21 protein-coding genes and 1 other RNA gene are annotated in these 25,972 nt (G+C 42.2%); 18 read left to right on the forward strand and 4 right to left on the reverse strand.

Features of this window, described 5'->3' with window-relative positions; translation table 11 throughout:
* The first annotated feature begins 10 nt into the window (after positions 1-10).
* From IGK85_RS07760 to IGK85_RS07785, 6 genes are all read left to right on the forward strand, one after another.
* Positions 11-1,138, forward strand: a complete 1,128-nt coding sequence (locus tag IGK85_RS07760) for a DUF916 and DUF3324 domain-containing protein (protein ID WP_008379819.1) — start codon at positions 11-13, stop codon at positions 1,136-1,138.
* A 1-nt stretch (position 1,139) separates the two neighbouring features.
* Complete coding sequence (locus tag IGK85_RS07765) at positions 1,140-4,193, forward strand: WxL domain-containing protein (protein WP_008379821.1); 3,054 nt, start codon at positions 1,140-1,142, stop codon at positions 4,191-4,193.
* Positions 4,194-4,492: 299 nt separating this feature from the next.
* Entirely contained in the window at positions 4,493-6,544 is a 2,052-nt protein-coding gene (locus IGK85_RS07770; RefSeq protein ID WP_008379823.1) for a glucosaminidase domain-containing protein, read from the forward strand.
* 18 nt (positions 6,545-6,562) lie between these two features.
* Positions 6,563-7,042 carry a signal peptidase I gene (gene lepB, locus IGK85_RS07775; protein ID WP_008379825.1) on the forward strand — a complete coding sequence of 160 codons (480 nt, stop codon included), beginning with the start codon at positions 6,563-6,565 and terminating at the stop codon, positions 7,040-7,042.
* 121 nt (positions 7,043-7,163) lie between these two features.
* A complete protein-coding gene (locus IGK85_RS07780; protein WP_008379827.1) occupies positions 7,164-8,015 on the forward strand; it encodes a hypothetical protein in 852 nt (283 codons plus the stop codon).
* Positions 8,015-9,214 carry a hypothetical protein gene (locus tag IGK85_RS07785; RefSeq protein ID WP_008379829.1) on the forward strand — a complete coding sequence of 400 codons (1,200 nt, stop codon included), beginning with the start codon at positions 8,015-8,017 and terminating at the stop codon, positions 9,212-9,214. The genes IGK85_RS07780 and IGK85_RS07785 overlap by 1 nt, the downstream gene beginning before the upstream one ends.
* 76 nt (positions 9,215-9,290) lie before the next feature.
* Here the strand turns inward: IGK85_RS07785 and IGK85_RS07790 are convergent, their stop codons facing one another.
* Entirely contained in the window at positions 9,291-11,612 is a 2,322-nt protein-coding gene (locus tag IGK85_RS07790; RefSeq protein WP_008379831.1) for a PBP1A family penicillin-binding protein, read from the reverse strand.
* A complete protein-coding gene (recU, locus tag IGK85_RS07795; RefSeq protein WP_008379833.1) occupies positions 11,602-12,240 on the reverse strand; it encodes a Holliday junction resolvase RecU in 639 nt (212 codons plus the stop codon). Before recU ends, IGK85_RS07790 begins: the two co-directional genes overlap by 11 nt.
* 70 nt (positions 12,241-12,310) lie before the next feature.
* On the opposite strand from recU, the gene IGK85_RS07800 reads away from it, so the two are divergent.
* The 8 genes from IGK85_RS07800 (at position 12,311) to IGK85_RS07835 (ending at position 17,965) form a co-directional block, all read left to right on the forward strand.
* Positions 12,311-12,856, forward strand: a complete 546-nt coding sequence (locus IGK85_RS07800) for a DUF1273 domain-containing protein (RefSeq protein ID WP_008379834.1) — start codon at positions 12,311-12,313, stop codon at positions 12,854-12,856.
* A gap of 71 nt (positions 12,857-12,927) precedes the next feature.
* The gene (gpsB, locus tag IGK85_RS07805; protein WP_005226142.1) at positions 12,928-13,338 is read left to right on the forward strand and encodes a cell division regulator GpsB; all 411 of its coding nucleotides are present in this window, start codon (positions 12,928-12,930) and stop codon (positions 13,336-13,338) included.
* 19 nt (positions 13,339-13,357) lie between these two features.
* Positions 13,358-13,723, forward strand: an RNA gene (rnpB, locus tag IGK85_RS07810) — RNase P RNA component class B.
* Between the two features lie 66 nt (positions 13,724-13,789).
* Positions 13,790-14,953 (forward strand): THUMP domain-containing class I SAM-dependent RNA methyltransferase, encoded by a 1,164-nt coding sequence (locus IGK85_RS07815; RefSeq protein WP_005236030.1) that lies wholly within the window; start codon positions 13,790-13,792, stop codon positions 14,951-14,953.
* Positions 14,950-16,464: a carboxypeptidase M32 gene (locus tag IGK85_RS07820; RefSeq protein WP_005236028.1), complete on the forward strand. Its 1,515-nt coding sequence runs from the start codon at positions 14,950-14,952 to the stop codon at positions 16,462-16,464. Before IGK85_RS07815 ends, IGK85_RS07820 begins: the two co-directional genes overlap by 4 nt.
* 147 nt (positions 16,465-16,611) lie before the next feature.
* Positions 16,612-17,271 (forward strand): HD domain-containing protein, encoded by a 660-nt coding sequence (locus tag IGK85_RS07825; protein ID WP_008379840.1) that lies wholly within the window; start codon positions 16,612-16,614, stop codon positions 17,269-17,271.
* A gap of 83 nt (positions 17,272-17,354) precedes the next feature.
* On the forward strand, positions 17,355-17,735 hold the full coding sequence (locus tag IGK85_RS07830) for a hypothetical protein (RefSeq protein ID WP_005236023.1): 381 nt from the start codon (positions 17,355-17,357) through the stop codon (positions 17,733-17,735).
* A complete protein-coding gene (locus tag IGK85_RS07835; RefSeq protein ID WP_005236021.1) occupies positions 17,732-17,965 on the forward strand; it encodes a hypothetical protein in 234 nt (77 codons plus the stop codon). Before IGK85_RS07830 ends, IGK85_RS07835 begins: the two co-directional genes overlap by 4 nt.
* A gap of 158 nt (positions 17,966-18,123) precedes the next feature.
* Here IGK85_RS07835 and IGK85_RS07840 read toward each other — a convergent pair whose 3' ends face one another.
* Complete coding sequence (locus IGK85_RS07840) at positions 18,124-18,450, reverse strand: hypothetical protein (RefSeq protein ID WP_005236019.1); 327 nt, start codon at positions 18,448-18,450, stop codon at positions 18,124-18,126.
* A gap of 93 nt (positions 18,451-18,543) precedes the next feature.
* Between IGK85_RS07840 and IGK85_RS07845 the strand changes: the two genes are divergently transcribed.
* Together IGK85_RS07845 and IGK85_RS07850 are read left to right on the forward strand one after the other, a co-directional pair.
* Positions 18,544-19,707 carry a VanZ family protein gene (locus IGK85_RS07845; protein ID WP_008379845.1) on the forward strand — a complete coding sequence of 388 codons (1,164 nt, stop codon included), beginning with the start codon at positions 18,544-18,546 and terminating at the stop codon, positions 19,705-19,707.
* 58 nt (positions 19,708-19,765) lie between these two features.
* Positions 19,766-21,112 carry a DEAD/DEAH box helicase gene (locus IGK85_RS07850; RefSeq protein WP_005236016.1) on the forward strand — a complete coding sequence of 449 codons (1,347 nt, stop codon included), beginning with the start codon at positions 19,766-19,768 and terminating at the stop codon, positions 21,110-21,112.
* A gap of 31 nt (positions 21,113-21,143) precedes the next feature.
* On the opposite strand, the gene IGK85_RS07855 is transcribed toward IGK85_RS07850, so the two are convergent.
* Entirely contained in the window at positions 21,144-21,587 is a 444-nt protein-coding gene (locus tag IGK85_RS07855) for a GNAT family N-acetyltransferase (protein ID WP_008379848.1), read from the reverse strand.
* A gap of 70 nt (positions 21,588-21,657) precedes the next feature.
* On the opposite strand from IGK85_RS07855, the gene IGK85_RS07860 reads away from it, so the two are divergent.
* Complete coding sequence (locus IGK85_RS07860) at positions 21,658-22,710, forward strand: DUF7278 family profilin-like fold-containing protein (RefSeq protein ID WP_005236012.1); 1,053 nt, start codon at positions 21,658-21,660, stop codon at positions 22,708-22,710.
* 351 nt (positions 22,711-23,061) lie between these two features.
* A complete protein-coding gene (gene alaS / locus IGK85_RS07865; RefSeq protein WP_005236010.1) occupies positions 23,062-25,704 on the forward strand; it encodes an alanine--tRNA ligase in 2,643 nt (880 codons plus the stop codon).
* Positions 25,705-25,972: the final 268 nt, after the last annotated feature.

The raw sequence follows: 25,972 nt of genomic DNA on the forward strand, positions 1-25,972 counted from the left end.
GGATCATAGCTTGCAACAAGAAACAACTGGCAGGAATAGTAAATTATTCCTGCCTTTTTTGGAAGGAGAACCACTTTTGACTGAACAACGTATGAGAATGAAATGGATAAAAACGGTTACCTGTGCGGTCATCCTACTATCATTCTTTTTTTCACCAAGAATGAGCTATGCTCAGACAGAATCAGAATTAAACTTTTATGTGACGCCTATCTTACCGGAAAGTCAGCTGGAAGGAGGGGCGTTGGGGTATTTCGATTTAAATCTTGGGGCAGGAGAACGTGATGAATTGGCTTTAGAGATCGAAAATGGTTCTGATCAAGCGATCGAAATAGAAATTTCTGCCCATACGGCATTTACGAATGTGAATGGTGTTGTGGAATATGGCAGGGATGCAGAATCCCCTGATCCGACTTTACCTGCATCAATTGATGAACTGGTAGAGGTGCCTGAAACCGTATCGTTCGATCCATTAGAAAAACGAATCATTTCTTTACCGATTACGATGCCAGAAGAGGAATTTAAAGGGGTTTTGGCAGGTGGCATTCGAATCAAAGAGGTTATTTCGGAAGAGGAGCAAACACAATCTGCTGAAGAAGGATTAGGCATTCGGAACGCATTTTCCTATGTCATTGGTGTGGTAGTAAGCAACAATCGGTCCGCAACGGATCCGGGATTGGAACTGCTTGATGTTTTTGCCGATCAAGTAAACTACCGAAACGTATTTAGTGCTGTTATCCAAAATTATACAGCAACATTTGTCAATCAATTGGAAGTAACAGCTGAAATTCGTTCTGTTGATGGTGAGACGATCTTATATGAAACAAGTCAATCATCTATGCAAATGGCTCCTAATTCACATATGCATTTCCCAATTCCCTTGGATGGCGATCGTTTTCGTAATGTGGAGTATGTATTGAATCTTACTGCGCGGTCAGGAGAGGAAGAGTGGTCTTGGGAACAGATATTTAGCGTAGAGGCAGAAGATGCTCGCCGCTTAAATGAACTCGATGTCACTGTAGATACGTCACTCAATTGGTGGATGATCGCCACGGCTGGTCTAATCAGCTTGCTTCTAATTATTGCGATCATCCTAATTGTTCATAAGAAAAAAAATGCAAAGGAAGGTGGGAAAAGTTGAAATGAAGAATACCCCGCACAAGGTAATAATTGCGATCATTATTGGATTACTAAGTGTGCAAACTTTTTTTCCAAGTCTGAGCAGTATCCTATTGCCGGAAATCCACGCCATCGATCACACGATTGAACCGTTGGACGAAACGCAGAATATGTCCTTGCTTGATAAAGCAACACAACCGATCCAAACAAAAGAATTTGACATCCATCAACCTTTTTTTCAGTTTCCAGTTAGTGTGATTGAAGGTGTCGTGGATCAACCGATCGACGTTTTCGTCGTATCAAGCCAACCTTTAAATGAGATTACGCTAGTTGTAGCGAAAGAAGCAGCGATCGTGGAAGAAGAATTTGCTGCAGAAGTGAAGAATAAGAAGCTGTCTGAAGAAGAACAGGAATGGACGCTTACCTTTGATGAAGAGCTAATGGAGTTCGAGATTCCTATCGTCTTTAATAAAATAGGCGATTATCGACTTTTTATAGGTGAAGCGGAACTAACGATCGAAGTACAGGCAGAAGATGACGGGGAAGAGGACTCGGATGATGATGCAGATAATGAAACGATCGAGACAGAGGTCTCACCATCAGACACGCCTCAGGAAGGGAAACGAACCACGCAACCTTCTAATGACGCGAACCTAAATGAGAATCAGCAAGACACAGAAGCTGACCAAGCAGAAGCAATTGCCCAATTGACAGAACCTGTCACACCGTTAGACGAAATCAGTCACCGGGATGTTTCCAACTGGCAAGAGTTTATGGCGGCAATCGTGAATAGAGAAGTAAATTATATCAATATCGTAAATGACTTTGAATCATCAAACAATCCTACTCAAGGAGTTTCCGGAGTGGCTGCGGGAAGTGCAACTTCCAACCCGTCGAATGGGGTAGCCTATATTTGGACCAATGCTTCTGGAATTTCGCGAACGCTTGTGATCGAAGGCAATGGGTATCAAATCGACTTTAGAGCTGTTGCTGTCGGATTTTATGATAGTACCGTCAATAGTGCAACGCCGTGGGATATCACGTACCAAAATATCGATATCGTTCATGGCAACTATTATGGCTTCATGAATTTTACGAATATGAGTATTCCGCAACAAAATCTATCCAGAATGCGTTACCACAATTTAACCAACGCGGGCAATCAGTTGATCCACTCGTTAGCGACACCTGTTATTATGTCTGGCGAAGTAATATCGCATCAAACTCCGACATATACTTCCAGATCTGGACGTGTGCAAACGATCAATGCAACCAACCAAGCGAATATGGAAGTAACACAATTGGAAATTCTTGATAACGCAACAGTTGACATGTCGACAATAAATTCCGGCAATATCTATTTATATTATGCAACGGGGCGTATGACTATTGGCAATGATGCAAAGATGTCTCTGCGTGCAGCTGGAACAGCCGGTGAGGCTTTTGGAGCAAATATTTATATTGCGAATGGACGGATCAATATCGGTAATCGATCAGAGCTTCATTTGACTGCCCGAGCCAACTCCCCCGCAATCAGTATGTATGCTAGCGGCGCCCACTTTGAAATGTCTGAGGATAGCAAAGTGGTAATCAAAGCTGACGGACGTACCACAAGCCTCAATGGATGGGGCTATAACATTATCTACATGGGTGCTGGAAGCACGATGCTTATTGGAAATAAAAGCAGTGTCGAAATTGATGCAGTGAATCAAGGGACCACCACCTCCGGAGTGATCCATGTAGCCGGTGCCGCCACATTTATTGTTGCTAAAGAAGGAGTCTTGGATATTAAGTCGGACGGAACCAATCCCTCTCATTCCTTGATGACATTTTTGAGCTCGGCCTCAACCTTCACTTTTGCGGATGCACAACGCATCAATTTAGAGAAAACAAGGGCGGTTACCGGAAATGCAGCAAATAGTAGCCTTATTTCGATTTCCGGCAGCGGCGGGCTATTAGATGTGGATATTCAAGCTGCGAAGCAATGGCGGCATGGAAACTTGACGGAGGAACCAGACTTCAGTTGGAGTCCAATCTTCAATTTAAAAGTGAATTTTGCCTCTACCTTGTCATCGATTTCGAATGTTTCTTCCATCTCACAAGAGATCGTTGATCATTTTCGCGCGAATTTTACCACAAGAGCACAACGTATTCTATTTGAATATATTCCAGATGTCGAGGTTCATTTAGAACCATTAACGGAAGATCCGGCACTGGAAGGCTCAAGAATCATTAGGGGAAAAGCCACACCATATAGTGTGATTCGTTTTGACGGAGATCCAGCGATTCCCGCACCGCAACTGCAATCACCCTCTTTTGATGATAACAGCTTGTTTCATCTTCAAGCAGATGCCAATGGTGATTTCAGCTTGACCTTAGCCGAGGGGGATCGGTTTACAAAACATAATACGGTGACGGCTTACGCTTTCTTAAATGGAAAATTTGATACAGCTGAAACAGTTGTTCAAGAGATTGTCACAATGAATCCACGAGATCCGATCGCGCCAGATATTGAAGTGAATCCAGAAAATAAACCGGATATACCAGAACATTTAGGGTTTATCAGTATCGATTTCATCTCCCAGTATAGCTTTGGAGATGTATCAATAAGTGCAGATACCAAACAGTACAAGGCATTGCCACAACGTCTTAGCAGTGCTGATGGCTCAGTAACTGAGGAACGGCCAAATTACGTGCAGATTTCTGACCGGCGCGCTCAATTTACCGGCTGGGAATTAAACGCGACATTATCCGCTGCAGGATTTCGTAATGATCGAGGAGAAGAACTTCGGGGTGCACGAATTATTTTAGAAAATGCAGTTATGCTGACGAATGCCGCCAATTCAGCAATTCCTCCCACTTATAGTGAATCAATGATCCTTGATCCTGGGGTACCCGCTTTGATCGCTGAAGCGGATGCAAATGAAGGAAGCGGTACCTGGATTCAGCGCTACGGGGATATGGGGACGATGGGGGATAGTGTCAAACTTGAAGTACCCATTGGATCAAATCCGCGTAACATGACCTATCAAGCAACGATTGAATGGGAGTTAAGTTTTGTCCCATCTACCGAATGATCGATGCTCAATCTTATCAAATGGAAGCTGTTGACGCCTATGACAGCTTCCATTCTTGATAGGAAGACAGTGAATAAATCGGTTGAAAAGCAGTGGATTTTAACGCTTTTTTATGGTAGATCACGCTGCTGAGCAAAATCTGCTTAAGCTGGCTAAATCAATCGTTTGCTTCAAAAATAATCGCGAAGATACAGAGTTCACCTAAACTCGTGCAAAAACTATTCAAGCAACTTTGAATCAGTTCGTCAGGTTTTGATCAAAACCAAGGATGCCGGCTGAAACAAGAGAAAGGAAACTGTATGAAGAGTAGAAAAAAGAAGTCATATTTAACATTATTCAGTGCTGGGATTTTAGCAAGCCAACTTTTTGTTTCTCCCGTATTACTGGCGAAAGAAAGCCCTCAGCCTGATAACTATTCAGAAAATACAAATGTCGAACAGCAACTTGATGACCAAGATTCATCGGCAGCAGAAGCCCAAGAGAGTCAAGAAGACGTCAGCAAAGAGCAAACGGAGGGCTCGACCGAGTTATCCTCCGAATCAAATGAGCCGCTTATGGATTCAGAAACAGCAGATACCGTTGTAGAATCTCTTGATTCGTCTGAAGAATCAGACTCAACACAAACGACCGAGTCAGCGGAAACGACCGAACTAGAGGAATCAGAGTCCAAGGAACCTTCCGAGGAAGAGGAAAAAAAAGATGCTGAAACGGACGATCTAGAAATAGAAACAGAGAACAAGCCAAAAGAGACCGACTTGATTGATGAGTCATTGGCACCAAAAGAAAATGAAATTTCAACTGAGAGCAACGAAAATACTGAAAATGCAAAAAAAGAGGAGCCGAAAACACCTCCGATTATTGCACCTGAGCAAGTAATAAACCCTGTCGTTCAATCACCAGATGCTACTTCTGACTTGAAAAATTCTTTTTATGATGGACGTACCATTGATTTACCAGAGAGTTTTCGGGCAGCAAAGATCGCAGATTCGAATCTGTTAGATTTCACCTTGCCGATATTAGCTGATTATGATGCGCAATGGCAAGCGGCATTCGTCTACGAGATCATCGGGCAAATTGGTGAACTAGAAGAACCATTGACGATGGACGAATGGATCAATGAACGGATCAAAGCGGTTATAAAAGGAGAAGCTAGCTGGATAGAAAAAGAACAGCAGGTTGAACAATTACAACCGGGGGATCTTTTATATGACGCAAATAAGTTAATCGGTATCTACCTCGCAGATGGTTACCAAGCAAGTTTAGTGACAAATCAAGAAGAGCCAACGAAAACTGCCATCGAAGTTCAGCGGGTTTCTATCGAAGAGCCGCTATCGATCAGACGGCTATCAAATCCTGAATTGGCTACATATGGCGAAAAGCTAGTTACTGAATATCCAGCCCCTTACGAATTTACAGTGAATCAAAAGACCCAGACGTTTATTGAAACATTGGCACAAGAAGCCCAAAGCTTAGGGCAAGAATACGATGTCTTTGCTTCTGTATTGATCGCGCAAGCGATCCTTGAAAGCGGCAGTGGCGACAGCGGGCTTTCCAGCAGTCCCCACTATAACCTTTTTGGGATCAAAGGCAGTTATCAAGGAAACAGCGTGACTTTACCAACAATGGAAGATAAAGGCAACGGAGAACTATTCCAAATTCAAGCCGCCTTTCGTTCCTATTCAAGTTATCGAGATTCCATGGCTGATTATGTCAAATTGATTCGCGGAGGAATCACTGGAAATCCAACCTTTTATCAAGACGTGTGGCGCTCTGAATCAAAAAACTATCTTCGGGCAGCAGATGCTTTGACGGGCACTTATGCGACCGATGTTAATTATAGTAAAAAAATCAATTCACTGATTGCGGTCTATGGATTGACGCAATATGACCAAGTGATCGCAACAGAAACAGGCTTGTTTATCCAAGGGAAAGAACAAATTCCAGAAGAGTATCGCTCCCTCATGACATTTCGAGAATACAACGGTCGTGACTACAATCTTTCTGGTTCGTATCCTGTTGGACAATGTACTTGGTATGTGTTCAATCGCGTGAGTCAATTAGGCGGTCAAGTAGATGACTACATGGGAAATGGTGGTCAATGGGGCAATACCGGACGACGTTTAGGTTACAACGTCAGTCAAACACCTAAAGCAGGCAGTATGATCTCTTTTGCACCTGGAACAGCTGGATCTGATCCTCGTTATGGTCATGTCGCTTTTGTTGAAGCCGTTGGTCCAAATGGTATTTTGGTTTCAGAAGGAAATGTCTATGGTGGAACCACAATCTCTTATCGCGTGATCAGCAATGAATTGGCGCACTCATCAAGTGTTTCATATATTATGCCAAAATAAGGATGGAGGGCTGGCAATATGAGTAAAAGGCATAGACAAATAGGTCTTCCTATCAGCGGTATCTTTTTGATGGTCCTTTTGCTTATTGCGTTTCTTCAGCCGTATCGACTGGCGTTAGTCAGAGGAGCGTCCATGCTGCCGACGATCGAGGATCGACAAGTTGTGCTGATCCATAAAAAGCGCCAGCCAAATCGCTATCAGCTGATCGCTTTCGAACAGGAAGGGAAATTTTTGATCAAGAGAGTGATTGGTGTGCCGGGAGATTCCTTCGTTCGTACACAGGAGCGTTTATTGATTGGGGCGGAGGATACTGACTTTGATTTTTCATTTATGATCACTGTGAAGGATGAAGCCTTTGAGGCGTTGCCGATTCGGGGGTACCTCAAAGAAGATGAGTACTTTGTCGTTGGCGATGCACTGCTCACTTCAAGTGATAGTAGAGAATTTGGAATCATTTCAAGTAAAACCTTTTATGGTGTGGTGATCACGTTCTTCTGACACATCAGCTTCTTGAAAGGAAGCTTGCGATGATTCATTTCTTGCAACATATCAACGAGACTAAGTTTGTATCAAAAGGGATGAATAAAACGAATTTTAGTTTTGATGGAAGGAAGAGACTGTGATTTTTATTTATATTGGGATGATACTGCTTGCCATTGGAGCAGGTAGTATCATCGGTTGGCGATTGTATCGAGAATATTTATTAAGAAAAGTTGAAAAGCAGCTGTCGTCAGATGCTTTAGCCAAAAGGAAACTTCGTTTATTTAAGCACAACCTGCGTAGTGGGCACTTGCTAATTGTATTGGGCTGCAGTAGTGCCATAATCGTAAGTGTCTTGCTATTAACAGTTTTTCAACTGACAGGCGGCATTCATTTGCAAAAGCTGCAAGAAGAAACTAGTCAATTGAAAGAGGAAGTCTTCGCGCTAAGAACTGAGCAAACGGAATGGATGCGTATGCCGATTTTTGCTTATCCTGAGAACGGCTTTGCTTTTGAAGCGATTGATTGGGAGCATTTACTCGTATCCAATGATCGTGAGGCACAGTTTGCAGCTGAATATGAGTTGGCCTATCAGTTATCACCATATCTAGGCCGCACTGTAGCGATGATTTTTGTTGATCAGCCCTTGCAAGAAATCTCGATTGTTCTATCTAGCAAATTACCATCAATTGATGACCTAAACGGATGGGAAGAAAATTTTTCTCGTCTACTCCATGATATGCAGAACGTTCCCTTGATCACCCAAGGAACCTTCTCTGTTCAATTTTCCAAGGATTCTGATCAGTCCTTTGAGCAGACGATCATTCGTGACGAGAATGGAGTTTGGACCCTTTTAGAACGCAGCTTTCCAAACACTGACGCTCAAGAAGTAGCTAATAACGAGGGGAGCGAAAGCATATCCTCTACTCCTCGAACGGATCAAAGTGAAACGATCAATACAAATGAACAAAAAGGCAGTGTGAAAAATTAATGATGAAAAAGAAAAACAAAGGTTTGTTTTCTGTCCAAAAGCTAATGGATGAAGTAAATCAATTATCCATAGAAGAGTTGAATGAATTTGAGGAGACAAATCAAGAAGAGGGAATCATTGAGGATCAAGGGTTCGCAAAGGCTACGCCTGAAAAAAAAGAGAAAGGAACCAATCGACAAGCGGACAATGAACCCCCTAAAACCCAGAAAGAAACTGCGAAACCTGTCGCACAGACTTTAGCAAAACCGATTTCTCAGCAAAGAGTGTCTGTTGATCAACAGACAGATCAAAGTGTCAAAAAGATAGCAGTGCAGCAAAAATCCTCTGGGAACCGTGATAACCACGCCAAGGATAGTCAACTCGTTGAAGATAAAGGAGAACGTATGGAGAAAGAATTGAGTATAAACCAGACACATAAGCAAGAGTCGGAAGAACAAGAAAAGGATCATATGATTGAAAATTTATCTTTTGAAATTAAAGAATTGATTTTAGAAAACGAGCAACTACAGGAAGAAAAAAAACAGTTAAAAAAACAGCAGAAGGTAGTGGCTCAACAAGAAGCAGAGGCAAAAGAATTAAAAGCTTCGCTAGTAGAAGCGAATAAGAAAGTCAAAGACCTAGAAGAACAGCTTAGAAAAGTAGATACAGAAAAACTTGAAGCAAAGATCCAGCAATTAGAAGCTAAGTTAGCTGTTCAGCAAGAAAAAGAGCAAAAAGAGAAACAAAATTACGAAAAGGAACGCGCTGAATGGACGTTGAAGCGGCAAGAAATCCAGCAGTTGCAAGAAGTAATTGCTGATTTGAAACAGCAATTGGCAGAAAAAGAAGAGCTTGCAGCAAAAGTTTCAGCTAGCGAATCAAATGAAGAAGTCGCAGAGCTTCAGGCGAAGATCGAATCACTACGGGAAGAAAATGCAACCTTACAAATCGAAAACGAGCAGTTCCAAACAGAAATCAGTGAGGTTTTAGTCTTTGCTAGAAGAAAAGCAAATCGCACGATTCAAGAAGCGAAGATCGAATCTGAACGAATGATCCGTACGACAGAAATGCGAATCGATGGCATTCATGATCGTGCCAAGGAGATTCTTTTTGAAGTGAACGAGACAAAAGAAAATGTGATTCATTTGTTTGACGATCTGCATAATCAAGTTTATCAGCTTTCAGATAAAAAATTGCTTTTTGAAGAACTTGAAAAGTAAGCTTCTACATTTATATGGTCGTTAGTAAAAAAAACAGTAGATCAAAATCTGATCTACTGTTTTTCACTATTCTCAGTTATTCGGAGTTACCATCATTTGGTTCTGGTGGATCCGGCGGTGAGGAAGGATTTTCTTCACTGCTGGAAGGCGTTGTTGAGCCAGGATCCTGACTAGAAGCAGGAGGTGTAACGACCGAAGATGAATCATCCTCATCAGGTGTTGTCACTGGGGGTGTCACTTCGCTTGATGATTCTGTTGTACTTGATGGTGTTGCTTCACTACTTTCTGTAGAAGGTGTCGTCGGTTCAACGTACGAACTACTGCTGGACGAACTTGGTGCTGAATAGCTTGGCTGCGTGTATGTCCCTTCAAGATAAAGCTCTCTTCCGATCCGTGTCAGTCCATCTGGCATTGTCCAGTCCGTGTTTTCTACAGAAGCAGAAACATAGCGCATCAATTCACGATAGACATCTGAAGCCACATGGGTACTGCTATCAGTGATCGGTGTCATTTTGTCGTTGTATCCGGTCCATACCGCCAATGAATAGGAGGGAGTATAGCCGGCAAAAGTAATATCCGGATAAGCACCGTTTGATGTATCCAGTTGTGCTAGCTGGTCATCGGTGTAATTGGAAGTTCCCGTTTTCCCTGCTTGGTATAACCCATCGATTTGCGCATTGGTTCCAGTACCGACAGAAATAACATCTTTCAAAATATCGGTCACCATATAAGCCGTCGTATCATCCATTGCTTCTTGACCATCAACTTTAAAGGATTCTTCATCTTCGGTCCCATCTTGCATGACGATTTTGTTGACGTACTGAGGTTCATAATAGGTGCCACCATTTGAAAACGCAGCATAAGCAGCGGCCATTTTCAGGCTGGAGATCCCATATTTTGTGCCATCTAATTTATCCGTATTGCTAGAAATCGCATTAGATTGAGTAATCGTGTGGTATTCGATACCCAACCCGCTAAGAAAGTCGGCGATATTATCCGCTCCAACTTCATCAAACAATTTCACTGCTGGTACATTTCTGGATTCTGCTAAAGCAGTTCGAAGCGTGATATTGCCCATATATTGGCGATCCCAGTTGTACACAGGAATATCGGTTCCTTTATAAGTATAAGGTTCATCTAAAATCATTCTACCGGTAGAGTCTTGTAGAAATTGGAAGGCAGGGCCGTAGTCTGTGATCGGTTTAACGGTCGATCCAAAGTCCCGAGCGACGTTGACAGCCAGGTTGTTTGCGAGAACGTCATCAACGTTGCGGGCACCAATTTGAGCCGTGACTTTGCCCGTATTGACATCAACTAAAGTAGCGGCAACTTGCATCTTGTCGTCTGGATAATTAACATAATCATCGCTGTTGACGATGTCATATAACCGTTTTTGCGCATCGATATCTACATTGGTGTAAATATCTAAGCCATCGGTATAAACATCTTTGCCGGTTTTTTCTTTGACTTCTGCGATCACTTCGTTGAAGTAATTATCAAAGTACTTCCACTCTTGGTTTTCTCGCGGGTTTTCTTGCAATCCTTCTTGAATATCTTCGGCAACGGCCGAATCATATTCCGCTTGCGTGATTTTCTCGTTTTCAAGCATTGCGCCTAAAACCACATCTCGACGACTTTTCGCATTATCAGGATGAGCGAAAGGATCAAACGCAGAAGGGGCATTTGGTAAACCAGCAATCAAAGCGGTTTGCGCTAGGTCTAGTTCAGCCAAAGGTTTGCCGTAAAACTTCATAGCAGCTGTTTGCATTCCATAAACCCCGTTGGACATATATACCTTATTAATATAGTAAGTCAAAATTTCCTGCTTTGATTTGGTTTGTTCAAGCCGAACCGCCATCCAAGCTTCTTGTGCTTTTCTTCGTAACGTTTGATCTTCGGCGCTGGTAGAAAAGAAGGACAGCTTGATCAATTGCTGAGTCAACGTACTTCCGCCTTGCATACCGCCGGTTGTGGCATTGGATAATGCAGAACCAACGATTCGGATCGGATCGACCCCGATATGCTGATAGAACCGACGATCTTCGACAGAGACGATCGCATCTTCCAGCAGTTGGGGAATCTCACTTGCGGTGATTTTTTCTCTCGTTTCACTTCCGAATTCAGTGATCAATTCACCGTTGGAGGCATAAAAGCGCGAAGAAACAGTCGAATCCAAACGTGTTTCATCAAGTGCTGGTGCATCTTTGGCGTACCACCAAAACAGCCCCATTCCTGATAAAATCCCGATACAGCCTAAGAAAAATAGGCCCATAAACACTTTTAAAATAATACTCCCAATACTTCGTTTGCCTTTGGCTTTAGGGGGCTTTGGTGCTTTTTTAGCAGTGCCTTTCTTAGAATCATGCCGAGAGGTCCTCGATTGTGATTCATTTGCCATACTCATCATTCTCCTTCATCGTTAAAAATTGATCAACTGCTTTTAAATAGGGAATACGCGGCGCAATAGTGGGGATGATTTCGATCCCATTGGTTTCGATATAGGCCAACGTCATTGATTTTTTTCCAGTTTCCTTTTGCAGGTGCCACTGAGAAACTAAGCACTTGCTATCTAGAAAAAAGCAGCGTTGTAGACTAGAAAACCATAAAAGAACAAAACATAATCCCGCTTGTTCCAAACAGTCTTCCATATGCTTGATTTGGTGTGGATGAAAATTTTTAAAGGGAAATGACGTTTTGTTTTGAGTCTCTTTCGCTTCAAAGTCGATATATTGCCCTTGATAAACCCCATTGTAATCGGTGGTAGAGGCCTCTCGAAAGTAGGCTTCTTTAATTACGGCGGCGCTTCTTCTCGGATAATCTACCTTGACGATTTGAACTGGTGTCGGTTTCTTATGAATGACCGCAAGTTTGCGATTTAAATAATAAAGGTTGCTTTCATTGATCGCTTCTTCAAAACGCATCCCACGATTGGCATACGTTTTTGGCTTTATTAGTTTTTCTTGCATTTTTTGTTTTTTGCCGTCATCATAGGTAGTAGATTGTCCATTCGGGTAACGAATAACCATGTTGTTCACACTCCTAGGCAACATTATACCAAAAAGTCGTTTGGAAAGAAAAGAGATGACCAGAGAAACAATGAAAACCTTATACTTTACTGGCTATCGTAATTATGAATTAGGTGTCTTTCAAGCAAAAGATCCCAAGATTGCAGTTATTAAGAAAGTAATAATGTCGGCATTGACCAATTATGTCGAAGAAGGGCTAGAATGGCTCTTGATCAGCGGGAATCTTGGAGCAGAGCTGTGGTGTGCCGAAGCCATTGAACAATTAAAACAAACATACCCGGAACTGAAACTAGGAATTATTTTTCCTTTTGAAGGGTTTGGTGAAAATTGGAACGAAACGAATCAACAGGCACTGCAAACAGCGAAGTCATTTGCCGATTATGTCAATGCCACCAGCCATAAGCCTTACCAAGACCCCAGTCAATTAAGAAATCACACAGCGTTTTTACTGGAGCATACTGAAGGTGCACTTGTGTTATATGATGACGAATTTCCAGGAAAACCTAATTATTTCTTAAGAGATGCGAAAGCCTATAGTGAGCAAAATCCCTACTTTATTCATCAAATAACAATGGATGATTTACAAAACGCAACATTTGATAGTAATTTACTTTGATTTTCGTATATTTTTTGATAGAATGGTCTAGAAAGTGAAAACCATTTGGAATAAACAATGAGGTGTAAATAATGGCAAATTTAATTTATAGTCCAAAAGATATTCTGCAACAAGAATTCAAAACAAAAATGCGTGGATATGATCCAGTGGAAGTGGACGAGTTTTTAGATAATATCATTAAAGACTACGAAAGCTACAATAAAGAGATCTTAGCCCTGCAAGAAGAAAACGATCGTCTGACAGCGAAAATCGATCAATTGTCGAAAAACCAAGCAATCGCTTCTCGTGTTCAACAAGAAGCACCGAAAAGCCAAACAGTCACAAATTTTGATATTTTAAAACGTTTGTCTAATCTTGAAAAAGAAGTGTTTGGCAAAAAGCTTGATCGTGAATCAGAACCTGTCACTCGTTCTTCTTCATACAACAGCAACTATACAAATGCTGATTTTGAAGACGACAACGAAAAAACCCGTCAATTCTAATGTAGAAAAGATAGTTGTGATTTTCGGGTAATTGCGGCATAACTCGATTATGCTGAGGAAAGTCCATGCTCGCACAAGCTGAGACGCTTGTAGTGTTCGTGCCTAGCGAAACCATAAGCTAGGGTACTTGAGAAAGTAACGGCAGGAAAAATGGCTAAGGTGCAAGCTATGCCAAAGTATCCTTGAAAGTGCCACAGTGACGAAGCAAGCCGGGAAACCGTCTTGGTGGAACGCGGTAAACCCCTCGAGCGAGCAACCCAAACAATGGTAGGGGCACTTTTTGCACGGAAATGAACGGAGCAAGAAGGCAAGTAATTGCAGATAGATAATTACCCAGTGTTTTCTTCTCCCTGAGGAAAATACGGACAAAACATGGCTTATAGAAAATCACAACCTATCAGGGAATCCTTCCAGCAACGGAAGGTTTTTTTATACCAAGAAGGAGAGCGTTATGACTGAAAAAACATTTAATTGTATTGCCACCGCTGCGAGCGGTTTAGAAGCACTAGTGGGCAAAGAATTACGGGATTTAGGGATCGAGTGTGAGGTTGAAAACGGCCGAGCGCGCTTTAAAGGGACAATGGAGACCATTGCTACCGCGAACTTGTGGCTCCGTACAGCCGACCGTATCAAAATCGTCGTTGGGGAATTTGACGTATTGACTTTCGATCAGCTGTTTGAAGAAGTTAAAGCGTTACCGTGGGAAGACTTTTTACCGTTAGACGCTGAATTTCCAGTAGCCGGAAAATCAATCAAATCAAAATTGTATAGTGTACCTGACTGCCAAGCGATTACCAAAAAAGCAATCGTCAATCGCTTAAGAGAAGTATATCATCGTCCGGCAAGTGTGCCGCTGACTGAAACTGGCGCTTTTTTCCAATTAGAAGTCGCTTTATTGAAAGACCATGCGATGATCACATTGGATACGACTGGCCCTAGTTTGTTTAAACGCGGCTATCGTTTAGAAAAAGGGGGCGCACCTCTGAAAGAAAACATGGCTGCGGCTTTAGTGATGCTGACAAATTGGTACAAAGACAAGCCTTTTGTCGATCCCGTTTGTGGATCAGGCACATTGTGTATTGAAGCAGCTTTGATCGGCCATAATATCGCCCCTGGATTTAATCGGGAATTTGTTTGCGAAACGTGGGATTGGTTCCCAGCAGAAGTATTTGAAAAAGTACGGAAAGAAGCAGATGAAGCAGCAGATTATGATGTCGAATTAGATATTACCGGTTCGGATATCAATGGTCGAATGATTGAGATCGCCCGCCGGAATGCGGAAGAAATCGGTCTAGGAGACTCGATCACCTTCAAACAACAAGCTGTTAAAGACTTTAAAACAGAAAAAGAGTATGGTGTCGTTGTGGCTAACCCTCCTTATGGCGAACGCTTAGGAGAAGAAGAGTCTGTTCAGCGACTGTATCAAGAAATGGGCCAAGTGTTTCGACCGCTTAAAACCTGGAGCAAGTACTTTTTGACCAGTGACTTGACTTTTGAGACCCATTACGGCGAAAAAGCGACAAAAAAACGCAAATTATACAACGGTGCGATTCGTACCGATCTCTTCCAATACTGGGGACAACGTCCGCCACGCAAAAAGGAGTTTGCTGAATGAAAGAACAAGAATTTCTGAAAGAATTAAAAGAAATCGATCTATTACAACAAGCAATGGGGATCTTAGGCTGGGACAATCAAACGGGGATGCCAGAAAAAGCCAGTGATTACCGGGCGGAAGTTGACAGCTATTTATATGGCCTCTATTTTGACAAAAAAATTGGAGAGCCGATCCAAGAAGCAATCAGCTATTTTGGGAAACACCCAGAAGAATTATCAGAAGTTGGGAAAGCGGCTTATCAGCTAGTCAAAGAAGAGTATGAATTGCAAAAAGATGTACCAAATGAGTTGGCGATGGCGGCTTCCGCAGCAACGTCAAAAGCACATACTGCTTGGCTCAAAGCCCGTAAAGAAAAAGATTTTTCTTTATTTAAAGACGCACTTTCTGAAAATATTCGCTTGACGAAAGAATTGATTCCTTATTGGAAGAAGAATGAGCTGACAAACTATGATGTGTTGTTAAACCAATACGAACCAAATATGACGGTTGAGATCTTGGATAATGTTTTCTCACAAGTGAGAGACGGTATCATGGATATTCGTCGTCAATTGGCTGAAAAAGGAACAGCACCAGATACTTCGATCCTGTCACGTAAGATGACCGAAGCGCAGCAACGTAAATTTATCTCAAAAGTGATTGCCGACTTAGGCTATGACTTTTCTCGCGGCCGCTTGGATAATACGGTCCACCCATTTGCTACGGGGATCAATCACAACGATGTGCGTTTGACTACTCGTTGGAGCGAAAACGATTTTTCAATGGGACTATTCGGTGTAATTCATGAAGCCGGACATGGAATGTACGAGCAAAATATTGACGAAAAATACGAAGGAACACCGGTTCATGAAGGAGCGTCTATGGGGATCCACGAATCTCAATCGCTTTTTAATGAAATCATTATCGGCAGTAATCGCAATTTCTGGGCCAAGCAATACCCATTTTTCCAAGAATGTGCGGAAGGCTCGTTTGATGATGTGTCTTTTGACACCTTCTATGATTCTTTGAAGCATTCTAAAGCCAGCTTGATCCGTATTGAAGCTGACAGTTTGACTTACGTAATCCATATCATTATTCGTTACGAGATCGAAAAAATGATCTTTAACGAAACAGTATCGATCGATGAACTGCCGAAAATCTGGAATGACAAATACGAGGAATATTTAGGGATTCGTCCAGAGAATGACCTTGAAGGAATCTTACAAGATGTTCATTGGTCAGGTTCCAGCTTTGGTTACTTCCCATCCTATGCGTTAGGGTATATGTATGCCGCGCAATTACTGCATGCGATGGAAAAAGAAATCAATGTCGATGAAGTGTTGGCTTCAGATGATTATTCACCGATTCGTAAATGGCTGACTGAAAATATCCATCAATATGGGGCATCAAAGAAACCAAATGAATTGATTTTAGATGCAACGGATGAATTATTGAATCCTCAATATCTATTAGACTATTTACGTAAGATCTATTTTAGTGTCTATAAAATCAGCGAGACGCAAGATTTCGCTTAAAAGAAACGAGTGAAAAGAAGCTTCGCAAGACGTTGCCGCCCTAACTGTTTCGTGGGGTGCTCGTTTTGTTGAACTTCTTTTCCTTTTGTATCGATAACCACTGAAAAAAGGAAGGCTTGCTGCTTTCGTATCGAAAGAAGGAGAAAGATGAAGGAAGAAAACAATGTTACCGATCTTAGCAAAGTAATTGCCTATGCCGAAAGTATTTTGGGGAATGATTACACAGGACATGGGTTTGATCATGTCAAACGGGTGGCGGGCTTAAGTCAAGCTATCATCGATGCCGACGAATTGGCGGTTGATCGTTTTGTCGTACAGGCAGCAGCTTACTTGCATGATACGGTGGATGACAAAGTTGTGGCGGATGTCACAGCGGCTTATGCCGAAGTGCGAGTTTGTTTGACTGCAGCAGGGGCAAGTGAAGCACAAACGAAAGAAATTTTTTCTATTATCGAAAATCTGTCTTTTTCAAAAGAACTTTTGCAAGGCGCACAAGTTGTCTCAGTAGAAGGCCGCGTCGTTCGTGATGCAGATCGTCTCGATGCTTTAGGTGCGATCGGTATTTTACGGACGAGCTATTTTGGTGGCAGTCATCAACACCCGATCCATGTCAGTGACTTAGCCCCAAAGACGTTTCAAAATCATGAGGATTACCGAAAAGGGACGACGGTGATCAATCATTTTTATGAGAAACTATTTTTGCTCCCTGAAAAGATGAACACGGATTATGGCAAAAAAGAAGCTCAGCGACGCGTGGCTTTCATGAAGGATTTTTTAGAAGAATTCTATGCAGAATGGGATGTCTAACTTTGTTTAGAGTTTTTTAAACTGCAATTCGATTATTTCCTTTTTCCTTTATTGTTCTTTATAATAGTAAGTACAAAGGAGGGATGGAAATGTACTACCAACAGGCATTACAACCGAGTGAACTATTGCCAGCGATTTCCAATTCAGGGGAATGCTTTTTTGTCATTCGGGCTGAGCTACCCATCCGGCAATATCAAATCGCAGTCTATCTTTACGACGATCAATTCTTTTTGTTGCAAGATGATCGCTTGTTTGATCAAATCGAACAAATCTCTAGTGAGACATTAGGGGACGAGGAAGAGATTTTACCATTTATCGAAGAAGCGTTGGAAGAAAACCATTATTTATTAGTGGAAAAAGCGTTTATTCGTTTAGATCTATCTACTTTACAAAAGATGACCGATCTTACTAGTTTCGATATCTTGTTTTATGAATTTTTTGATTCATGGGGGGAAGAAGAATGAAACGGACTGAATACGTAACACTCCAAGACAAAACATTGATTGACCTATTCCAGCAGTTAGGAGAGGATGTTTCGAATCTCGAGCTGATCGATGAAGAAAAGAATATCGATGTGGTGGTTGTGTCGAATAGTGACTGGCAATATTTATTGGAACAAGTCAATGATGATGTAAAAGAATCTTTTGCTGATACGTCAGAGACAGACCTGGATGAAGAACTAGCCGACGAATAAACGCTTTTTGTGGTTGATAAACTGTTTTACTACGGGAGTGGTGGTTGGATTTTTTGAAGGGATTTAGCAATCTAGGCAGCTTACCAAAAAAAATACGAAGCGATCTCATTTCCCATTAAGAGGAACAGGATCATTTCGTATTTCTAGGTAGGTTGCTTTTATTTTGTCCGCAGACGAACGTTTTTGACTTTTAGATAGCCGCGAATCAAGTTGAGAATAAGTAAAAGAATGCCCACAATCAATGGAATCGCTAATAAGTAGGGCGAGTAAAGGTGGGTTTCTTGCACGTGTTCAAGAGAAGTTTTCTCCACTTCATTGATGGCTTGTTGAATGACTTGTAAACTAAATCCAGTCAGAAAACCAGCAATGATGAATAGGGCAAATCCTAAGTAGGGTATATCGGAAGACCGGCGAAAAAGAGCAAAAGCTACATATAAAACCAAAAGGAATGCCGGTACGCCAAAGGCAAAATAGGGATTTAACATGGTTTTTTAACCTCCTTTTCTTTTATGATACTCCAAAATTTACGTTTTGGGAAATAGCGTGTAAGATAAAAAGAAAACGTGAAGGAGTTCTTTATGTCCGCTTATATTACCCCAATAAAGGTTGCTCTGCTGGTTTTTCCATTTCTAGCATTGGCGATATCAATGATTTTTTTTGTTATCCAATATCGAAAATACGGTCGTTTTATCTTTTCTCGTGCACTGGTTCTTTATTCGTTTGTCTTCTATTTATTATGCGCCTATTTTTTAGTTATTCTGCCATTGCCCTCGATTGAAGAGGTAGCTCATATGACTGGTCCTAAGATGGAATTGCAGCTAGGAGCATCCTGGCACCATTTTGTCCAACAGACGGTCTTAAATATCCACGACCCGCAAACCTATCTTCCTGCCATGAAGCAGGGGGTCTTTCTCGAACCACTCTTTAATTTATTGTTGACCTTGCCTTTCGGCGTTTACTTACGTTATTACTTCAAGTGTTCTTTTCTGAAAACGCTGGCGATTACGTTTTGTCTGACGTTGTTTTTTGAATTGACTCAGCTGACAGGACTTTATTTTATTTATCCCCGTCCTTATCGCTTATTTGATGTTAATGATCTCTTTGTCAATACACTAGGAGGATTGTTGGGGTGGAGCATTGCCCCGCTATTTACGTTCTTATTGCCATCAAGAGAAGAGATGGATGCCGATTCATACGCCAAAGGTACTCGGGTAACCGTAACCCGAAGGATATTTGCTTGGTTGATCGATTGGGGAATACTGAATGTGGTCAGTTTCATTGTGGTGATCGCTGTTCGTTTGCTTACTCAACAGACGGTACGAGACTTTAGTGGGGACTATTGGTACTTTGCTCTTGAAGTATTACTGTACTTTGTGTTGTTTGCTTATCTTGCCAAAGGACAAACGATTGGAAAAAAACTCGTACGAATCAAAATCATGCAAGAAGCCCGTCAGAGGGTCAGCTTGGCTGCGTTATTGAAACGTTATGGTTTGTTTTATCTGATTTATGCCAGCATCAGTCGGGTCAACATCTTTTTTGCACCGTTTCTTGATTCGGATAATACGCTGCTTCTGGTCGTCAGTTTATTGATGGTGGTCATTTTTGGCTTGATCCAGTTTGGCTTTTACATGAATCTCTTTTGGGCTGCAATAAAAAAAGAAAGCCGCTTTTTCTATGAACGCCGCAGTGCAACGTATACAATTAGCACGATTGATCCAAAACCCGTGACAAAAGAAAGTTAGGAAATCAAGGCAACATATGCTATAATCCAAAGGATGCTAAAAGAAAGAAGGTGTTTGAATGTCTTTTGAGTCATTTAAATTTCAACCATTTATTTATGAAGCACTTGCTGATAAAAAGTTCTCTAATCCAACAGAAGTGCAAGAAAAATTGATACCTGTTATCCAAAAAGGCCGTAGTGTTGTTGGACAATCTCAGACTGGGAGTGGTAAGACCCATACATTTTTACTGCCATTGATGGATAAAATTGATGCCGAAAAAGATGAAGTGCAAGTCGTGATTACTGCACCGAGTCGTGAATTAGCCACACAAATTTATCAAGCCGCAAAACAGATCGGCGGGTTTCATGATCCGGAGATTCGTGTGTCAAATTTTGTTGGAGGAACGGATAAACAGCGCCAATTGAGCCGTCTGCAAAATCAACAGCCCCATGTCGTGATTGGGACACCTGGTCGTATCTTGGATATGATCAACGAACAAGCCTTAGGGGTTCACACTGCCAATGTATTTGTCGTGGATGAAGCAGACATGACCTTGGATATGGGCTTTTTGGAAGAAGTCGATCAAATTGCGGGGCGTTTGCCTGAGAAACTACAAATGCTGGTTTTCTCCGCAACGATTCCAGAGAAATTGCGCCCATTCTTGAAAAAATACATGGCCAATCCATTGATCGAAGAAATCAAATCGAAAGCAGTCATCTCTGATACGATCGAGAATTGGTTGATTTCTACTAAAGGGAAAAATACCAATAAATTGATCTATCAATTATTGACTACAGGCCATCCCTATCTTGCCATCGTTTTTGCCAACACGAAGAGCCGTGTGGATGAAATTACGGATTACTTAAAGGAACAAGGCTTAAAAGTAGCGAAGATCCACGGCGACATCAGTCCTCGTGAAAGAAAACGGATCATGCGCCAAGTGCAAAATTTGGACTACCAATATGTTGTCGCAACAGATTTAGCTGCGCGAGGAATTGATATTGAAGGGGTTTCTCATGTCATCAATGCCGAGATTCCAGCTGATTTGGATTTCTTTATCCACCGTGTTGGTCGGACCGGTCGAAATCAAATGGATGGGACCGCGATCACTTTATATGATCCAAGCGATGAAGGGGCAATCCAAGCCATCGAAGATCTAGGGGTTGTTTTCCAACCGAAGGAAATCAAAAATGGCGAGATCGTTGCGACTTACGATCGGAATCGTCGGCAAAAGCGGGAAAAATCTCGTGACGAATTAGACCCAACCTTGATTGGCTTAGTCAAGAAAAAGAAGAAAAAAATCAAGCCTGGCTACAAGAAAAAAATTCAATGGGCCGTTGATAAGAAGAACAAAGAAAAACGGAAGATCGAACGTCGTCAAACGACTCGAACCGCCCGCAAAAACAAGAAAAATTCGAATAGCTAATGCTTACCAAAACAGCAGTCAAGGAAGAGAACTACTCTTCCTTGACTGCTGTTTTTAATTGTTTGGTCATTTCTACACACAATACGCCATCTTCAGCATAGGGTTCAGATGTTTTTTGATACCCACAGGATTCATAAAACGCACAAGCGTCGATCTCTGCGGATAACACTGATTGGAGGGCACCCTCTTGGACACCACGCATTTCGAGATAATGCAATAATTTGGTGCCGTATCCTTGGTGCCGAAAGGCCTTAGCTACGCAAAAGCGATCAGGTTGCAGAGTGTTCGGTGTAGAGAATTGATAGCGAATGGTAGCGATCGGTGTGTTTCCATCAAGCCAAAGAAAGTATGGACAGGTTTGGTCTTTTTCATCAAATTCCCATTCTGCCGGAATGTGCTGTTCTTCTACAAAAACGGCTTGCCGCAAGGCGAAAACCGCTTGTAGCATCCACGGACTGCGTCCAAAATAAAGCATCAGCCGTTTTCCTCCTTTTTCGTGGTATACTCGTTATATAGTAATTGTAGCAGATGAGAGGAGAAATGACGTGGATTTTTTTGAGGCGTTACAATGGTCAAATTGGAAGACACTGTCCTTTGAAATCAAAGAACAGCTGATCCAGCAAATTTTAATGTATTTTGTCAGTCCTTTAAAGGAGATCACCGATGTCCATTTTAGTCAGTTGACGTATGCAGGATTGAAATGTGCTACCTTTGAATTAACGATCGATGGCGAAGACTTTGTCTTTATACCAGGGAATTCTGAGGCGATCTTAGGTTGGGATCTCGGTGTGCAAGGGTTACCGGCTACTTGCTGGAGTAAAAATTGGCAGTCACCACCCAATGAGATCATTCGCCAACTGGAAACAATCTATGAGTTAGAAACCAGCCAGGATTGGGGGATTTTTGTCAATGAGTCGACGAGCCCTTTGCGTAAAGCTGTGATTGATCCCATGCTAGTCCAAAAAAGTTCTCTGCCTGCTGGCGCAAGGTATATCGGGCAGTTAAATACGATCACTGGGGAGTTTCACGGGTTAGTCGATCAATTCAGTGTTTTCGAAAAAGAGCTAAAGGCACAATTCACAGCACCAGCGTCCTTTGAGGAAAGCTTGCGTTGGGAATTACCCGCTTTTTATCACGAAGAGAATCGCTATTTTGCTGCACTAGAGCCGTTATCGGAAACCTATCAGTTATTTACCCACGAATCCGTCAGTCAAACAGAATTGAAACAGCAGTTAGATAAACAAGGCTTTCAGCTGCTTTCAGAGGATCAATGGGAATATGTCTGCGGTGCTGCTACTCGGCGACTTTTTCGCTGGGGCAATGAAAAGTCTTGCGACGATGGTGTCTCTTTGCCAACCGCTGAATTGCTTGAACCGAATTTATTTGGCTGCACCTATGGGCTTGCGGATGCGTGGGAGCTGACAGATGGCTTGTCTTTAAAAATGGAGAACTGGCAAATTTGTGGGCATCCCTTATTCGATGCCTTGCCTTATGCCAGTTATTACCGTTCACGGAAAATGCTACAGCCAGATCAAAAGCTTTCTCCGCAGAGCTATCGTTACCGCAAAGCGATTCTGATCAATAAAGACCGGATTTGAGGATTGACTTTTTCGACACATTTCCTTATACTTTGAATGACGAAGGATATGGTCGGTTTGATGATTCATTACAGAAAGTTTTTCACTGCTGAGAGAAAAACATGAATTCAGACGGATTGCTCCCTTTGGTGCTCAACTGTAGCAGAAATGTTGCCGTCCACTCCGCGTTAACGAGTCTAAGAGGTAATGAGTCACATCATTGCAAGCAAGGTGGTACCGCGTATCGACGTCCTTGCTCTGCAATGGTGTTTTTTTATCGTCAAAACGACTCTACAGGCATAAGAGCGCCTTACCAGCAATTTTGTCAGCCCCTGTATCTTAAGCGAACACAGAAGAAAGTAGGAGAATAACGTGAAACAATTATCCAGTGCAGAAGTACGCCAAATGTTTTTGGACTTCTTTCAATCAAAAGGTCATTCAATTGAACCAAGTGCGTCCCTTGTCCCAGTCAACGATCCAACCCTATTATGGATCAATTCAGGGGTGGCAACGCTAAAAAAATATTTTGACGGCAGTGTTGTTCCTGAAAACCCAAGAATGACCAATGCGCAAAAATCAATTCGGACCAACGACATCGAAAACGTTGGGAAAACAGCAAGACACCATACGATGTTTGAAATGCTAGGAAACTTTTCGATCGGCGATTATTTCAAAAATGAAGCGATTCATTGGGCATGGGAATTTTTGACTTCCCCAGAATGGATGGCTTTTGATCCAGAAAAGTTATATGTCACGGTTTATCCAAAAGACACAGAAGCAAAACGGATCTGGGCAGAAGAAGTCGGCTTAACACCAGAGCATATCGTTGAGATTGAAGACAACTTTTGGGACATTGGTGCAGGACCATGTGGACCGGATTCGGAGATTTTCTATGACCGTGGTCCTGAGTTTAATGACGTAGCGGAAGATGATCCCGAAAACTATCCTGGTGGCGAAAACGAGCGCTATTTGGAAATCTGGAATCTGGTCTTTTCAGAATTCAATCATCAACCAGATGGCTCCTATGAACCACTACCACATAAAAACATTGATACGGGGATGGGGCTGGAACGAATGGTTTCCATTGTTCAAAATGCACCAACCAATTTTGAAACAGACTTGTTTCTGCCGATCATCAATGCAGTGGCGGATTTAAGCGGTCGTGTGAACTACGGCGACAGCAAAACGACAGATATCTCCTTTAAAGTGATTGCAGACCATATCCGTGCGCTTTCTTTTGCGATCGGCGATGGGGCACTTCCTTCAAATGAAGGCCGTGGCTATGTTTTACGTCGTTTATTACGTCGTGCAGTCATGCATGGGAAAAAATTAGGGATCGATGCTGCCTTCTTATACAAATTAGTACCGATCGTTGGCGAGATCATGGAAAGCTACTATCCTGAAGTACTAGAGCAGCAAGAATTTATTGAAAAAGTGATCCGCAACGAGGAAGAACGTTTCCATGAAACCATCAATGAAGGGTTAGATATTTTAAATCAAGTGATCGCCCAAGTAAAAGCAGACAACCAAGATACGTTAGCTGGTCAAGATATTTTCAAATTGTATGATACTTACGGCTTCCCAGTTGAATTGACAGAAGAAGTGGCGGAAGACGAAGGGTTGAAAGTGGACCATCAAGGGTTTGAACAAGAAATGGATGCACAACGTGCCCGCGCTCGTGCGGCTCGACAAACGGAGCTTTCAATGGGCGTACAATCCGCTTTATTGACGGATATCAAAGTAGACAGCCGTTTCGTTGGCTATGATTCACTTGAAGCTAACAGTGAATTATTAGTGATCATCCAAGACGAAGCGTTACACGATTCTGTTTCGACAGGTGAAGCAAAACTGATTTTTGCTGAAACACCATTTTACGCAGAAATGGGTGGACAAGTTGCGGACACAGGCACGATCGTAGCAGAAGATGGTACGATCGTAGCGGAAGTGACGGATGTCAAAAAAGCACCGAACGGTCAGTTCTTGCATACTGCTACAGTCAAAGCGCCACTACAAGAAGGCGTGAACTATTTCTTACAAGTGGATCAGCATCGTCGCAATAAGATCATCAAAAATCATACGGCGACTCACTTATTGCATAAAGCGTTAAAAGAAGTATTAGGTAGCCATGCGAACCAAGCAGGTTCATTAGTTGCTCCAGGACATTTGCGCTTTGACTTTAGTCATTTCGGGCAAGTGACCAGCGAAGAACTGAGCCAAATGGAACAAATCGTCAACCAAAAAATTTGGGAAGCCCTCCCTGTTGTGACGATCGAAACGGATATCGATACCGCAAAAGGCATGGGAGCGATGGCACTCTTTGGTGAAAAATATGGGCATGACGTTCGCGTCGTCAATGTTGCCGATTGGTCGATCGAATTATGTGGGGGAACCCATGTGGCAAATACGGAGGATATCGGTATTTTCAAAATCGTTTCTGAATCAGGGATCGGTGCTGGTGTTCGTCGGATCGAAGCCGTGACTAGTCAAGAAGCCTATACGTTATTGCATGAAGAAGAAACGCAATTAAAAGCAATCGCAGGAATCGTTAAATCTGCCCAATTAAAAGAAGTCGTTGCCAAAACAGAACAACTGCAAGCGCAGCTACGTGAATTGCAAAAAGAAAACGAAGCTCTTGCCAGCAAGTTAGCAAATCAGCAAGCAGGGGATGTTTTCAAAGATGTCAAAGAAGTAAATGGTCTGCGTCTAATCACAGCGAAAGTGACTGTTAAGGACATGAACCAATTACGTCAACTAGCCGATCAATGGAAACAAAAAGACCATTCTGATATTTTAGTGTTAGCTACCGCGAATGATGGCAAAGTGAATCTTTTAGCTGCTATGAACAAAGTAGCCAATGAAAAAGGATTGAAAGCGGGCGATTTGATCAAAGAGATCGCACCTAAAGTTGGTGGCGGCGGTGGCGGCCGTCCTGATATGGCACAAGCCGGCGGGAAGAATCCTGAAGGAATCACAGCAGCACTTGAGACCGCAGCAGCGTGGTTAGCTGCCAAGTAAGCACACTATGGTTGAATCTGTACCCGCGAGTTCCTTTCCTTCTAAGAAGATAGGTGAAAGAGGAGCGCAGGTCTTTAGCACAGTCCTTTTTTGAACGAAGATGACGGAGGGGGGAGACCCTTCCGTTATCTTTTTCCTTTTTTCCTACGTGTTATCTGAAAATGCGTTCGATAATTGAAGGGAATTCGCTTTTTTTTCGAAAAAGCGATACGAATAGTTGTTTAATTGAATTCCTTCGGGGTAAAATAAGAAAGATGGTTTTTTTGAG

Origin of the sequence: Enterococcus sp. AZ015, from assembly GCF_050499225.1 — a bacterium.
Taxonomy (GTDB): domain Bacteria; phylum Bacillota; class Bacilli; order Lactobacillales; family Enterococcaceae; genus Enterococcus_D; species Enterococcus_D entomosocium.

Excerpts from the sequence above, each read along its gene's own strand:
- IGK85_RS07770 (WP_008379823.1), top strand. The coding sequence starts at position 4,493 with ATGAAGAGTAGAAAAAAGAAGTCATATTTAACATTATTCAGTGCTGGG.
- IGK85_RS07815 (WP_005236030.1), top strand. The coding sequence starts at position 13,790 with ATGACTGAAAAAACATTTAATTGTATTGCCACCGCTGCGAGCGGTTTA.
- IGK85_RS07785 (WP_008379829.1), top strand. The coding sequence starts at position 8,015 with ATGATGAAAAAGAAAAACAAAGGTTTGTTTTCTGTCCAAAAGCTAATG.
- IGK85_RS07825 (WP_008379840.1), top strand. The coding sequence starts at position 16,612 with ATGAAGGAAGAAAACAATGTTACCGATCTTAGCAAAGTAATTGCCTAT.
- IGK85_RS07835 (WP_005236021.1), top strand. The coding sequence starts at position 17,732 with ATGAAACGGACTGAATACGTAACACTCCAAGACAAAACATTGATTGAC.
- IGK85_RS07840 (WP_005236019.1), bottom strand. The coding sequence starts at position 18,450 with ATGTTAAATCCCTATTTTGCCTTTGGCGTACCGGCATTCCTTTTGGTT.
- IGK85_RS07765 (WP_008379821.1), top strand. The coding sequence starts at position 1,140 with ATGAAGAATACCCCGCACAAGGTAATAATTGCGATCATTATTGGATTA.
- IGK85_RS07800 (WP_008379834.1), top strand. The coding sequence starts at position 12,311 with ATGAAAACCTTATACTTTACTGGCTATCGTAATTATGAATTAGGTGTC.
- IGK85_RS07830 (WP_005236023.1), top strand. The coding sequence starts at position 17,355 with ATGGAAATGTACTACCAACAGGCATTACAACCGAGTGAACTATTGCCA.
- IGK85_RS07820 (WP_005236028.1), top strand. The coding sequence starts at position 14,950 with ATGAAAGAACAAGAATTTCTGAAAGAATTAAAAGAAATCGATCTATTA.
- IGK85_RS07850 (WP_005236016.1), top strand. The coding sequence starts at position 19,766 with ATGTCTTTTGAGTCATTTAAATTTCAACCATTTATTTATGAAGCACTT.
- IGK85_RS07790 (WP_008379831.1), bottom strand. The coding sequence starts at position 11,612 with ATGGCAAATGAATCACAATCGAGGACCTCTCGGCATGATTCTAAGAAA.
- recU (WP_008379833.1), bottom strand. The coding sequence starts at position 12,240 with ATGGTTATTCGTTACCCGAATGGACAATCTACTACCTATGATGACGGC.
- gpsB (WP_005226142.1), top strand. The coding sequence starts at position 12,928 with ATGGCAAATTTAATTTATAGTCCAAAAGATATTCTGCAACAAGAATTC.
- IGK85_RS07855 (WP_008379848.1), bottom strand. The coding sequence starts at position 21,587 with ATGCTTTATTTTGGACGCAGTCCGTGGATGCTACAAGCGGTTTTCGCC.
- lepB (WP_008379825.1), top strand. The coding sequence starts at position 6,563 with ATGAGTAAAAGGCATAGACAAATAGGTCTTCCTATCAGCGGTATCTTT.
- IGK85_RS07845 (WP_008379845.1), top strand. The coding sequence starts at position 18,544 with ATGTCCGCTTATATTACCCCAATAAAGGTTGCTCTGCTGGTTTTTCCA.